The sequence below is a fragment of the Pseudomonas sp. J380 genome (assembly GCF_009827115.1).
Classification (GTDB): domain Bacteria; phylum Pseudomonadota; class Gammaproteobacteria; order Pseudomonadales; family Pseudomonadaceae; genus Aquipseudomonas; species Aquipseudomonas paracarnis.
The window spans coordinates 1,340,303-1,352,830 of sequence record NZ_CP043060.1 but is presented as its reverse complement, the minus strand read 5'-3'; the positions used below and the strand labels follow the sequence as shown (position 1 = coordinate 1,352,830).

Below are 12,528 nucleotides of genomic sequence, written 5' to 3'. Positions count from 1 at the left end.
CAGATTGATTGCCTGACTCACTGCTATCGCAGGCAAGCCAGCTCCCACAGTTGATTGGGTTTCCAAATCAATTCTGGAGTTGAGCATGCGAATCGGACTAGTGGGCTACGGCCACGGCGGGCGCTTTTTTCATGCGCCGTTGATCGCCACCCTGCCTGGCGCCACCTTTGTCGGCGTGGTGACGCGTTCACCCGAACGTCGCCAGCAACTGAGTACTGATCTTCCGGGTGTCAAAGCCTTCGACTCCATCGGCCAGATCGTCGAAGCCGGCGTCGATGCCCTGGTGATTTCCACCACCCTCAAAGGTCGCCCGGCCCTGGTGCTGGAAGCCATCGAGCACGGGGTGGCGGTGGTCAGCGATAAACCCTTTGCCGCCAATGCCGAACAAGCCCAGGCCCTGATTACCGCTGCCGAGCGCCAGGGCTCGCTGCTCAGCGTCTACCAGAATCGGCGCTGGGATTCGGATTACCTGACCCTGCGCAAACTGATCGACGCTGGCGCCCTTGGCACCATCACCCGCTTTGAATCCCGCGTGGAACGTTACAGTCCGCAGGCCGTGGGCAATGCCAGCGGTGGAGGATGGCTGCGTGACCTGGGCAGCCATCTGGTGGACCAGGCGTTGCAACTGTTCGGCCCGGTGGAGCGGGTGTTCGCTCAATTGCACTACACACCAGAACATCCCACGGTGGACCACGGCTTCTTTGTCTCCCTCACCCATGCCAATGGCGTGATTTCGCACCTGTGGGGCAACGCGTTGCAGAACAGCCAGGCGCCGCGATTTCGCGTCAGTGGCAGCCTGGGCTGCTACACCGTCGACGGATTGGATGGCCAGGAAGAAGCGCTGCTGGCCGGCAAGTCACCGAAAACCGAAGGTGAACACTGGGGCGCCGAGGAGCATCGACGCTGGGGCTGGTTTGAGCAAGGGCCGGAGCGTGAGCGGGTGCCGTCGGAGAAGGGCTGCTGGCCCCAATTCTATCGGCAGTTGCAAGCGGCCGTGGTGGGGCAGGGACCGCTGCCGGTCAATGCCTATGACGCCCTGGAAACCACCCGTATATTGGACGCCGCGCGCCTGAGTGCCGAGCGTCAGCAGGTGGTTTCGACGAAAATAGAATAAAATTCTAAAACAGGTTGATATGGAAATTATTTTCTAATACAGTCTTTTCCAGGTTGCATAAAGTACGTCCCGGAACCTACGGGCGACTCAACAAAAACAAGATCAAAAACAACCAGGTACCGTCAGATGAAAATCTTCAACGCTGTACTGCGAGTTTTACGCCCCCTCCAAGCGCCACGCGGACTGCCCCGCGCCCGGCCGTTCTACTTCTCCTTCCTGAATGTGCTGTGCGTCGAAAACCAGGGCGCGCTGGTGTGCTGCATTCCAGGCGCGCCGGTGGTGCGACTGACAGCCGAGTCCTGATCAACGCAACGTCGAAAAAAACCAACAAGAAAGTGGAGACAGACCGTTCATGAAGACCCCGATCCGTTTTACCGCCCTGGCCTTGTCCATGCTGCTGGCCAGTGGCGTTGTCGGCGCCGCCGATCTCAAGGTGGGCGTGACGATGTCCGCGTTCGATGACACCTTCCTCACCTACCTGCGCGAGGATATGGATAAGCAAGCCAAGTCCTATCCAAAAGGTGATGGCGTGCAACTGCAATTCGAAGATGCCCGCGCCGATGTGGTCAAGCAATTGAGCCAGGTCGAGAACTTCATCAGCCAGAAGGTCGACGCGATTATCGTCAACCCGGTCGATACCGCGTCGACCAAGAACATCATCAGTGCCGCCACCAAGGCGGGTATACCGCTGGTGTTCGTCAACCGCCGCCCCGACCAGAAAGACTTGCCCAAGGACGTGGTGGCCGTGACCTCCGATGACGTCGAGGCCGGCCGCCTGCAAATGCAATACATCGCCGAAAAACTCGGCGGCAAGGGCAAGGTCGTGATCCTTTTGGGTGACCTGGCGAACAACTCCACCACCAATCGCACCAAGGGCGTGAAGGAAGTGCTGGCCAAGTACCCGGACATCAAGATCGAGCAGGAACAGACCGGCATTTGGTTGCGTGACAGGGGCATGACCCTGGTCAACGACTGGCTGACCCAGGGCCGGGAGTTCAATGCGGTGCTGGCCAACAACGATGAGATGGCGATCGGGGCGTCCATGGCCCTGAGATCGGCCGGCAAGGAAAAAGGCAGCGTGTTGATTGCCGGTGTCGACGGCACGCCCGATGGCTTGAACGCGATCACCAAGGGCGACATGACCGTGTCGGCCTTCCAGGACGCCAAGGGCCAGGCGGTAGGTTCGGTGGAGGCAGCGCGCAAAATGGCCAAGAAGGAGCCGGTCGAGCAGAACGTGGTGATCCCGTTCCAGTTGATCACCCCGGACAACGTCAAAGATTTCAAGTAGCCCCAACATAACAACAAAAGCTGGCAGGGCGGCCACGGCCGCCCTGCAGATGGAGTACCTCCCTATGCTTGCTCAAGCCGCCACGTCTCAGCCCGTCGCCCACCCGGCGCTGGCGCTGGACGAACCCTACCTGCTGGAAATCCTCAACATCAGCAAAGGCTTTCCCGGTGTCGTGGCCCTGGACGATGTGCAGCTGCGGGTGCGCCCCGGCACGGTGCTGGCGTTGATGGGCGAGAACGGTGCGGGCAAGTCGACGCTGATGAAGATCATCGCCGGCATCTACCAGCCCGACGCCGGCGAAATTCGCCTGCGTGGCAAGCCGATCACCTTTGAAACGCCGCTGGCCGCGCAAAAGGCCGGGATCGCGATGATCCACCAGGAACTCAACCTGATGCCCCATATGAGCATCGCCGAGAACATCTGGATAGGCCGCGAACAGCTCAACAGCCTGCACATGGTCAACCACCGCGAAATGCACCGCTGCACCGCCGAGTTGCTGGCGCGCCTGCGCATCAACCTCGACCCCGAAGAACAGGTCGGCAACCTGAGCATTGCCGAACGGCAGATGGTCGAGATTGCCAAGGCAGTGTCCTACGACTCCGACATCCTGATCATGGATGAACCCACCTCGGCCATTACCGACAAGGAAGTGGCCCACCTGTTTTCGATCATTGCCGACCTCAAGTCCCAGGGCAAAGGCATCGTCTATATCACCCACAAGATGAACGAAGTGTTCGCCATCGCCGATGAAGTGGCGGTGTTCCGCGACGGCCAATACATCGGCTTGCAACGGGCCGACAGCATGAACAGCGACAGCCTCATCTCGATGATGGTCGGGCGTGAATTGAGCCAGCTGTTCCCGGTGCGCGAAACGCCTATTGGTGAGCTGTTACTGTCGGTGCGCGACCTGAGCCTGGACGGCGTATTCAAGGATGTATCGTTCGACCTGCACGCCGGCGAGATCCTCGGTATCGCCGGGCTGATGGGCTCCGGGCGCACCAACGTGGCGGAAACCATTTTTGGTATCACCCCAAGTTCCAGCGGGCAAATCACCCTGGACGGCAAGGCGGTGCGCATTACCGACCCGCATATGGCCATTGAGAAAGGCTTTGCGCTGTTGACCGAAGACCGCAAGCTCAGCGGCCTGTTCCCGTGTCTGTCGGTGCTGGAGAACATGGAGATGGCGGTGTTGCCGCACTATTCGGGCAACGGTTTTATCCAGCAGAAAGCCTTGCGTGCCCTGTGTGAAGACATGTGCAAGAAGCTGCGGGTGAAAACCCCGTCACTGGAGCAATGCATCGACACCTTGTCCGGCGGTAATCAGCAAAAGGCCTTGCTGGCGCGCTGGCTGATGACCAACCCACGCTTGCTGATCCTGGATGAGCCGACGCGTGGTATCGATGTGGGCGCCAAGGCTGAGATCTATCGCTTGATCGCCTTCCTCGCCAGCGAGGGCATGGCGGTGATCATGATTTCTTCCGAACTGCCCGAAGTGCTCGGCATGAGCGACCGGGTGATGGTGATGCACGAAGGTGAGCTGATGGGCACCCTGGATCGCGCCGAGGCGACCCAGGAAAAAGTCATGCAGTTGGCTTCCGGGATGACCGCAGTCCACTGATCTACAGAATAAGAAGGTGATGGGTTATGAACGCAATAACAGACAACAAGCCGGCAACCGCGCCGGTCAAGAACCGTCGACGCATGCCCACCGAGCTGAGTATCTTCCTGGTGCTGATCGGTATCGGCCTGGTGTTTGAATTGTTCGGCTGGATCGTGCGCGACCAGAGCTTTCTGATGAACTCCCAGCGTCTGGTACTGATGATCCTGCAGGTGTCGATCATCGGCCTGCTGGCCATCGGTGTGACCCAGGTGATCATCACCACGGGCATCGACTTGTCGTCCGGCTCGGTGCTGGCCTTGTCAGCGATGATCGCCGCCAGCCTGGCGCAGACCTCCGACTTTTCCCGGGCAGTGTTTCCGTCCCTCACCGACTTGCCGGTGTGGATCCCGGTGGCGATGGGTTTGGGCGTAGGGCTTTTAGCGGGGGCAATCAACGGCAGCATTATCGCGGTCACCGGCATCCCGCCGTTTATCGCAACCCTGGGCATGATGGTCTCGGCCCGTGGCCTGGCACGCTATTACACCGAAGGCCAGCCGGTGAGCATGCTCTCGGACTCCTACACAGCGATCGGCCATGGCGCGATGCCGGTGATTATCTTCCTGGTGGTGGCGGTAATCTTCCACATTGCCCTGCGTTACACCAAGTATGGCAAGTACACCTATGCCATCGGCGGCAATATGCAGGCGGCGCGTACTTCGGGGATTAACGTCAAGCGTCACCTGATCATCGTCTATAGCATCGCCGGTCTTCTGGCGGGCCTGGCCGGCGTGGTGGCCTCGGCACGTGCAGCGACGGGGCAGGCCGGCATGGGCATGTCCTACGAGCTGGACGCGATTGCCGCCGCAGTGATCGGCGGTACCAGCCTGGCCGGTGGAGTAGGGCGCATCACCGGCACGGTGATCGGCGCGCTGATCCTCGGCGTCATGGCCAGCGGGTTTACCTTTGTCGGGGTGGATGCGTATATCCAGGACATCATCAAGGGCCTGATCATTGTGGTGGCGGTGGTGATCGATCAATACCGCAACAAGCGCAAGCTCAAGCGCTGAGTACCTGCCCTTGTAGGCGCGAGCTTGTGTGGCGAGCAAGCTTGCTTGCGGCGGGCGAAGCCCCCCCAAAAAGCCGGAGACTGCTGCGCAGTCGGCGGGAGCAAGCTCCCTCGCCACAGCAAGCTCGCGCCTACAGGGGATCAGGCACTTTCAACCGTTTGTCTTCTATATAGCTCCACAACACTGAATTTCTTGCTATAAACGCACTCCGATGACCGTTCGCCAAGCCCGTCCTGGTGCTTTTGGGGGTTGATCGGGAAAAAATGCCTTTCTTTTCAGTTGCTGCGCCCTCAAGTCGGCCTTAGACTGCCGCCCCTCGTAAATTGAGTGCCGGGTGGCGCTTGGAATGGATGGCGCCCTTCCGAGACCTGCACAGGTCGGCCGGAACGCTCCCTAATTCGCCTTAATGCACGTATTTTTTATAGAGAAATCAATGACAAAGGAAAAGTTGCTGGCCATGCCGGCGGATGACTACATGAATGCCGAACAGCACGCTTTTTTCGAGAAGTTGCTGCAAGACATGAAGGTGGAGCACCACGAGCGCATTGAGCAGAACCGTATCGCCATTGAGAGCCTGGACACCCCGGCCGACCCGGCTGACGCGGCTTCTGTCGAAGAAGAGCGCACCTGGCTGGTAAACGCCATTGACCGCGACCAGCGCATGCTGCCGCAACTTGAGCGTGCTCTGGAACGCATCAAGGAAGATTCCTTTGGCTGGTGTGACGACAGCGGCGAGCCTATCGGCCTCAAGCGCCTGCTGATCAGTCCTACCACCAAGTACTGCATCGAAGCGCAAGAGCGCCACGAGCAGATCGACAAGCACCAGCGTCAAGCCTGATGCGGTGAAGGGGGCGGCTCTCTAGCTGGCCGCCCTGGATCGGCATTGTTGCTGTTTATGCAATGAAGCTATTCCGTGGATAGCTTTTTCCAACTGGAATAAAGCCGTAGCATGGCCAACATTGTTAGCCAGCTAACTAATGCTGCGGAGAAGCTCCATGCAAAACAAAGTCGATGTGGCCGTAATGATCGGCAGTGGCGTACCCCAAACCCTGCGTGCCTTGGGCCAGCGAGCTTGCTGGGTGGTGTTGCTCAACGGTGAGCAGCGCGGCACTGCATTCGCCAGCCGGGACGAGGCGCAGGAATGCCAGGCTGCCTGGCAAGCGCTATTGCGCAGGGAAGCGTCAGACAGCCTGCATTGATCAAGCGCGGTGAGGCTCATGCAGCAGCGCATTGAGGTCATCCACTGCGGGAGCCCATTCTGCGTCGACCTGCAATTGTTCCCTGAGGAAGTTCGCCTGCTGTTCGCTCCAGAATGGCGCGTCGATGAGTTTTACATCATCGGGCAGTCGATGTTCGGCGGTAAAACGTTCGATGGCTTCCTGGCTGGAATCCAGCCCCAGTTGTTCGAACAGGGTTTCAAGAGTTGGGGTGGTGGTGTCCATAGCGTTCTCCATGCGGGCTTATCGTCATGCATGTGAGGGGCAGGGCACGCCAGAGTTCTATCGGATTGTCAGGTATTGAGCGCGCCGCAATCCACGGCGGTTTTCAGTGCCTTGGCCGCCTCTTTGCCAGCCACGGCCGCTGCGTCGGCGGTTTTGAACCAGCGGTCTTTCTCCACCTGGTGCGCGGTGACCTTGTTCAGCGGTGGTTTGGCTCGCATGATGATGACCGCTTGAAACTCACCGTCTACTTCCCTCGCATCGCCGTGGATAATAAATTCGCCAATATCAAATTCCGTCACGTATGGCTTTCCCTTCAAGGTAACCGCGTTGATGAAACCTGACCCGCGGGGGGCAAACTTCCATGGACAGGCCAGTATGGCAGTTGTTGAGGGGCAGTGGCGCGGTAAAGTCATCCAGGCGACGAAACGATTCCGCCGCCTGAGGCGTATAGCTTGGCTTCAAGGGACTTGGCCAGTTCGCAGGCTTTGATGTGATCGCTGCGAAACCCCTTGATCTTGCCGCTGGGCACTTCAAGAATATGAAAAAAGTTCTTTCCTGCGGGTACAACTTGGTAAAGCACCGAATTGGAGTACCCATTCAGGTTCAGCAGGCAGTAGTATTGCTGTTCGTCGGGACATGGTGAACGAGTGTGGAAAGACGTAGCGTCGTGTTGACGTCGTTGCATGCTCAGCTCCTGTCGATCGATCCGGTTAGCTTGTCTGCGTTGTTTCGGGTGGTTTTCACCCTGGTTGCTGTTCTAGTATTGTCGTCGGTAGTTCGTGACTGGTTCCATGCCCAGATGTTTTTTTGTGTTGGGGTGTCGGAAAACTGCATTTTTGATTGGGTTATTCTCTGAAGTCGGCAGACCCGTATTCTCGGGTCGTTGAACCTGTGATTTGCTGTATCACGGTTGACTTCCCATGAGGTCCGCCGTTGAGGTTTGTACTAGCCTTACGAGTTCTCTTCAGTTTTTTAATGACTCTGTATCGTGTCGTAACGGCCATTTTTTGTGCTGTTCGCTTTGGCGGCCAGTGCTTTTTTGATGTGGGGGCGTTTCCTTGGCAGTCAGTAATCTGGATATGCACGCGTTATTCGTGCTGGGTGATTTGCGCGCAAAGTTGGTCAAGCAGTTTCAATCTCGGTTTGTCTACGTCACCGAACAGACGCCGGAAGGTATTTATATCGCCGAAATCGATACCGAAACGGCGCTGGTCGTGGATGACAAGCCACGTCTGGAACTCAAAGTAGGTGACCATTTTCGCGCAGCGGTATTGCCCAGCCGCGAAGGTGGCAAGTTCGAATTGAGGTTTCGCGATATCAAGTTGACCGTCTACGGCCTCGGCGACTATGCCTTTGTGTCGTCGAACGAAGGCCAGGGTATTGTGTTCAAGGAAGGCCACAGCGTGATGCTGGTATTCGCCGCCCATGAGCAATTGCAGGAAGGGTTGACCAAGACCCTGAAGGCCGTGACTGGCAAAGCCGCCAAATGGCGCAAGGGTGAACTGGTGACCTTCAAGGCCAGCGAGTAAGCGATAAATACGCTGTGCATCTTTGTCTTTTGGAACCTCTACTACAGTTGAGTTGACTTAGCTATTCAGAGGCTTCGCGCATTCGCAGCAAAGCCGTTCGCCATGACTGCGAAAACGCGAGGTGCACAGGCATGAAAGGATTGAAGTCACTGCTGGCGGCGGGCCTGACGACCCTGAGTTTGTCATTGCCGGTATCGGCCGCCCAGGCACCGGTGCATTTTGCCGACCTGAACTGGGAAAGCGGCAGCCTGATCACTGAAGTATTGCGTTTTATCGTCGAGAAGGGCTATGACCTGCCCACCGACACCTTGCCTGGTACCACCATTACCCTGGAAACCGCCCTGGCCAAGAATGACATCCAGGTGATCGGCGAGGAATGGGCAGGCCGCAGCCCGGTGTGGGTCAAGGCTGAAGCCGAAGGCAAGGTGGCGGGCCTGGGCGATATCGTCAAAGGTGCGACCGAAGGCTGGTGGGTGCCGGAATACGTGGTCAAGGGTGACCCCTCCAAAGGGCTAAAACCCCTGGCTCCAGACCTCAAAAGCGTACAGGACCTGGCGCGCTACAAGGACGTGTTCAAAGACCCTGAGTCTCCGGGCAAGGGGCGCTTTCTGAACAGCCCCATTGGCTGGACCTCCGAAGTGGTCAACAAACAGAAACTCAAGGCTTATGGCCTGGACGACAGCTACGTGAACTTCCGCAGCGGTTCGGGGGCGGCGCTGGATGCGGAGATTGCCTCGTCGATTCGCCGGGGCAAGCCCGTGCTGTTCTATTACTGGTCGCCGACCCCGTTGATGGGGCGCTATAAATTGATCCAGCTGGAAGAACCGCCATTTGATGCAGCTGCGTGGAAGACCCTGACTGACGCAGACAACCCGAACCCGAAGCCGACACGCTCATTGGCTTCCAAGCTGAGCATTGGCGTGTCGACGCCGTTCCAGCAGGAACATCCACAGATTGCCCAGTTCTTCGAGAAGGTCGAGTTTCCCATCGAGCCGCTTAACAAAGCCTTGGCGACGATGAGCGAGCACCACACGCCGCCTCGGGAGGTGGCCCAGGCGTTTCTCAAGGAACATCCGCAGGTGTGGAAGGCCTGGTTGACGGAAGATGTGGCGCAGAAGGTCGAGGCGAGCCTCAAGTAACCGGCGGTCTTTGTATCGAGTGAAGATCAAGATGTGGGAGTTGGCTTGCCTGCGTTGACTGAGTGTCAGACAACATATTTTTATGCTGACCCACCGCTATCGCAGGCAAGCCAGCTCCCACATTCAATTGCATTTCAAGTCAACGGTCGTTGCAGCGTTAGAACTTGGTCTGTACGGCCAGCTCAAAGGTCCTCGGTGATCCCAGATAATACGCCGGCGACACATGGGCAAACTCGGCATACACCTCGTTAGTCAGGTTGCGTACGCGCCCGGTTATCGAGGTATGCGCATCCACCTTATAGCGCAGGAAGGTGCCGAACAGCGTATAGGCCGGTACGGTCTGGGTGTTGGCATTGTCTGCATACACCTGGGCGACATAGCGCGCATCCACCCCACCTTGCCAATTCTCGGCAAAGTCATAGGTCAACCACAGGTTGCCCACGCGCTTGGGCACGTTGGTTGGCGTATTGCCCTTGCGCGACACCACGGCGCCGCTGGCGATTTTCTCGTTGAACTCATCGTACTGCGCGTCCACCCAGGCGAAGTTGCCTTCGGCCAATAGCCTCGGCGTGATGCGCAACGAACTGGCCAGTTCGATGCCCTTGGACGACTGCGCGCCCACCGGGATGCTGCTGGTCGGGTCCAGCGGGTCGGTGACGGCGAAGTCCTTGCGTTCGATCCTGTACGCGGCGACCGTGGCGGAACCGCGGCCCTCCAGGTAATCGAACTTGCTGCCGATTTCCCATTGCTTGCCGGTGGACACGTCGAACACCTGGGTAGTGGTGTTGGGCTGTTCGACGGCGGTGCTGTATTGCACATAGACGTTGGCGGAGGGGATGAACTGATAGGTCAGGCCCACCCGGCCCGTTACCGGCTCCCAACTGCGCTTGAAGTGTCGCGGGTTGGTGGCGGTGATCGTACGATGGTTGGTCACGTCCAGATCGATGGCGTCATAGCGCAGGCCAGTCAGCAGCGAGAGCTTATCCGTCAGTCCCAGACGGTTTTCCACGAACAGTGCCTTGGTCGTCACCTGGTTGGTCTTGTCCTTGACGAAACCTGGCCGGGTACCGGGAATATCATAGAAGTGCCCCGGGTCGTAGTGGTTCGGGTCTACGGTACTTTTGCCCGGCACGTTCAACGGGCTGTTAGTGGTGCTGTTGATCTTGTACTCAAAACCGCCGGACCAAGTGGTGGCGAGGCCGAAGACGCTCGTGTCATGGCGCAGTTCGAACTGGTTGCCGTTCTGCTCGCCCTGATGCCGCACCTGATAGGCCGTCGAGCGGTTCACCGCGCTGTTGTCGGCGTTGTATTGGTAGGTCTCCAGGTTGCGGTAGTCGCGCTGGCTGTCGAGGTGGTAGAGGGTATTTTTCAGTGTGGTGCTGTCGTTGATCCGGTAGTCGATGATCGAGCGTGCCCAGATCGTGCGTTGCTCATAACGGCCGTCGGCTACGTTGTAGTTATTGAAGCGGTTGTGCTTGTCGATCTTCAGCTCACCGGCCTTGGGGTTGAGCACCGGCGTGCCCCAGTACGGGCTGTCTTCATGTTCGTCCTGATACTCCAGGGCCAGGGTGTGGGACAGGTTCGTGGTGAGGTCGCTGAGCAGGGAAAACGCCACGCTCCAGGCATCGCGCTGGTCGCGGTCGATGTAGCTGTGATTGGTGTTGCGGCTCACATCCAGGCGGGCGTAGTGCTGCACCTCGGTGCCGGGTTCGGTCAGCGCATGGTTGAGGCCGAACGCCATACCGGCGGTGTCGTAACTGCCATAGCTCAGTTGGCCCTCGATGGCCTGTTCCTCGCGGCTTGCCAGCTTGGTCACGTAGTTCAGCGAGCCACCCACTGAGCCTGCGCCGTTGATCAGGGAGGAGGGGCCGCCTACCAGTTCGACGCGGTCATAGATCCACGCATCCACCGGTCGCGCCAGGCCCGTGGCGACATTGATGCCGTTGAACATCTGGGTGATCTGGCTGCTGGTAAACCCTCGGTACGAGACAAACCCGCCAAACCCAGGCGGCGCGCTGGCGTTGACGCCGGGCAGGGTATTGGCCGCATCGCGGAAGGTCTTGGCGCCGTGGCGCTCGATATCGTTGCGGTTAGCAATGGCCACCGACGCCGGCGTTTCCCGCACGCTCAGGCCCAGGCGCGAGGCCATGCCGCTGGATTGGTCCAGGGCCAGCCCAGGCTCGGCACTTTGCTCGCCGTCGATGGTGGTTGGCGCCAACTCAAGGGCCGAGGCGCAAACAGGCAGGCAGCCGAACAGGCCCGCCAACAGGGGTAAATGTTTCATGGTTGAATCCTGAAAACTTGGCTCGAAAACAACGCACTGCTCCCCGTACACCTTACGGAAACGAAGCGGTGCAGATCAGAACGCGCAGGGATCAGGCGAAGGCAGGTGGCGCGCGCGGATTAGCCGCAGGCCAGGTGAAGCGGGCGGGAATGTCGGCGGCGAGCACCACCGCTGCGGGTGGCGCATGGGGTTGCGGCAGGACTGCCACATTCAGGTGGGAGTTGAGCGCCGGGCCCATGCCGCCGGTAGAACACAGCGGGCAACCAAACGCCTTCGACAGCGTTGGCAGGCTCTCATCCGTAGAATTGCTGGGCAGGGGCGCCTGGGTACGTGGGTCCACCGTACAGAACTGGCCGCTGATGCCGTTGAGCTGCATCCCCACCATCTGCCCATGACCAATGCTGCAGGCGAACACATTGAACAGGACGCAGCAGTAGAGCGTCCAGGCAATGAGTGAGCGGTCGGCACGGGCGAGTTTCATGGGGCAGCACTTTATCATCAGCGACCGACGAAATGCCTGCAAAAAAACTCAGGGCGGCTATCCTCATTCGCACATTTTTGTGGAGCGCCGACCATGAGCTTTGTGATTGCGCGATGGATCGTCGGGGTATTTACCTTCATCAGCATGGTGCATCTGTATTGGGCTGCGGGTGGCAAGCTCGGCAGCCTGGCCGCTATCCCGCAACTGCCCGGAGAGTTTGCCAGCGGGCCGCGACCGGCGTTCAAACCGTCGGCGCTGGGTACTTTTCTGGTGGCGATGGGGCTGGTGGCGATTGCCTTGCTCGTGTGTCTGCGCGCCGGGCTGTATTTCTCGCCGGTGTCCCACGGGGCGTTGCAGTGGGGTATCAGCGCGATTGCCGTGCTGATGTTTGCCCGAGCGATTGGGGATTCGGAGCTGGTGGGGTTTTTCAAGAAGGTCGGCGGGTCGAGGTTTGCTCGCCTGGATACCTATTTCTATTCGCCGTTGTGCCTGGTGTTGGGCGCCGGCTTGCTGGTGGTGGCGTGGAGCTGAGCCTGAGCCCACAGATACCTGGCTGACACCGCGCAATCCAAATGTGGGGGCTG

15 protein-coding genes are annotated in these 12,528 nt (G+C 58.9%); 10 read left to right on the top strand and 5 right to left on the bottom strand.

All coding sequences use genetic code 11. The features are described from left to right. The first annotated feature begins 85 nt into the window (after positions 1–85). The 7 genes from FXO12_RS06120 (at position 86) to FXO12_RS06095 (ending at position 6,268) form a co-directional block, all read left to right on the top strand. Positions 86–1,114: a Gfo/Idh/MocA family oxidoreductase gene (locus tag FXO12_RS06120; RefSeq protein ID WP_057977501.1), complete on the top strand. Its 1,029-nt coding sequence runs from the start codon at positions 86–88 to the stop codon at positions 1,112–1,114. A gap of 126 nt (positions 1,115–1,240) precedes the next feature. Further along, the gene (locus FXO12_RS28730) at positions 1,241–1,417 is read left to right on the top strand and encodes a hypothetical protein (protein WP_003191673.1); all 177 of its coding nucleotides are present in this window, start codon (positions 1,241–1,243) and stop codon (positions 1,415–1,417) included. Positions 1,418–1,466: 49 nt separating this feature from the next. Beyond that, on the top strand, positions 1,467–2,402 hold the full coding sequence (locus FXO12_RS06115) for a sugar ABC transporter substrate-binding protein (protein WP_057977503.1): 936 nt from the start codon (positions 1,467–1,469) through the stop codon (positions 2,400–2,402). 64 nt (positions 2,403–2,466) lie between these two features. Beyond that, the gene (locus tag FXO12_RS06110) at positions 2,467–4,020 is read left to right on the top strand and encodes a sugar ABC transporter ATP-binding protein (RefSeq protein ID WP_057977505.1); all 1,554 of its coding nucleotides are present in this window, start codon (positions 2,467–2,469) and stop codon (positions 4,018–4,020) included. A gap of 26 nt (positions 4,021–4,046) precedes the next feature. Then, positions 4,047–5,069: an ABC transporter permease gene (locus tag FXO12_RS06105; protein ID WP_003191668.1), complete on the top strand. Its 1,023-nt coding sequence runs from the start codon at positions 4,047–4,049 to the stop codon at positions 5,067–5,069. Between the two features lie 433 nt (positions 5,070–5,502). Continuing rightward, positions 5,503–5,907: a TraR/DksA C4-type zinc finger protein gene (locus FXO12_RS06100; RefSeq protein ID WP_003191666.1), complete on the top strand. Its 405-nt coding sequence runs from the start codon at positions 5,503–5,505 to the stop codon at positions 5,905–5,907. A gap of 157 nt (positions 5,908–6,064) precedes the next feature. After that, positions 6,065–6,268, top strand: coding sequence for a hypothetical protein (locus FXO12_RS06095; RefSeq protein WP_034125690.1), 204 nt, complete (start codon positions 6,065–6,067; stop codon positions 6,266–6,268). Here FXO12_RS06095 and FXO12_RS06090 read toward each other — a convergent pair whose 3' ends face one another. From FXO12_RS06090 to FXO12_RS06080, 3 genes are all read right to left on the bottom strand, one after another. Further along, positions 6,269–6,511: a DUF2789 domain-containing protein gene (locus FXO12_RS06090; RefSeq protein ID WP_057977506.1), complete on the bottom strand. Its 243-nt coding sequence runs from the start codon at positions 6,509–6,511 to the stop codon at positions 6,269–6,271. It abuts the gene before it with no gap. A gap of 68 nt (positions 6,512–6,579) precedes the next feature. Beyond that, a complete protein-coding gene (locus FXO12_RS06085) occupies positions 6,580–6,810 on the bottom strand; it encodes a hypothetical protein (protein WP_034125688.1) in 231 nt (76 codons plus the stop codon). Positions 6,811–6,920: 110 nt separating this feature from the next. Continuing rightward, the gene (locus FXO12_RS06080; protein ID WP_032872432.1) at positions 6,921–7,196 is read right to left on the bottom strand and encodes a hypothetical protein; all 276 of its coding nucleotides are present in this window, start codon (positions 7,194–7,196) and stop codon (positions 6,921–6,923) included. A gap of 394 nt (positions 7,197–7,590) precedes the next feature. On the opposite strand from FXO12_RS06080, the gene FXO12_RS06075 reads away from it, so the two are divergent. Both FXO12_RS06075 and FXO12_RS06070 read left to right on the top strand, forming a co-directional pair. Continuing rightward, positions 7,591–8,040, top strand: coding sequence for a hypothetical protein (locus FXO12_RS06075; protein WP_052199932.1), 450 nt, complete (start codon positions 7,591–7,593; stop codon positions 8,038–8,040). 131 nt (positions 8,041–8,171) lie between these two features. After that, on the top strand, positions 8,172–9,179 hold the full coding sequence (locus FXO12_RS06070; RefSeq protein ID WP_054897786.1) for an ABC transporter substrate-binding protein: 1,008 nt from the start codon (positions 8,172–8,174) through the stop codon (positions 9,177–9,179). A gap of 157 nt (positions 9,180–9,336) precedes the next feature. Here the strand turns inward: FXO12_RS06070 and FXO12_RS06065 are convergent, their stop codons facing one another. Further along, the gene (locus FXO12_RS06065; protein ID WP_057977508.1) at positions 9,337–11,463 is read right to left on the bottom strand and encodes a TonB-dependent siderophore receptor; all 2,127 of its coding nucleotides are present in this window, start codon (positions 11,461–11,463) and stop codon (positions 9,337–9,339) included. Positions 11,464–11,554: 91 nt separating this feature from the next. Then, a complete protein-coding gene (locus FXO12_RS06060) occupies positions 11,555–11,944 on the bottom strand; it encodes a DUF2946 domain-containing protein (RefSeq protein WP_034125684.1) in 390 nt (129 codons plus the stop codon). A gap of 93 nt (positions 11,945–12,037) precedes the next feature. On the opposite strand from FXO12_RS06060, the gene FXO12_RS06055 reads away from it, so the two are divergent. Next, complete coding sequence (locus tag FXO12_RS06055; protein WP_034125683.1) at positions 12,038–12,475, top strand: DUF3995 domain-containing protein; 438 nt, start codon at positions 12,038–12,040, stop codon at positions 12,473–12,475. Positions 12,476–12,528: the final 53 nt, after the last annotated feature.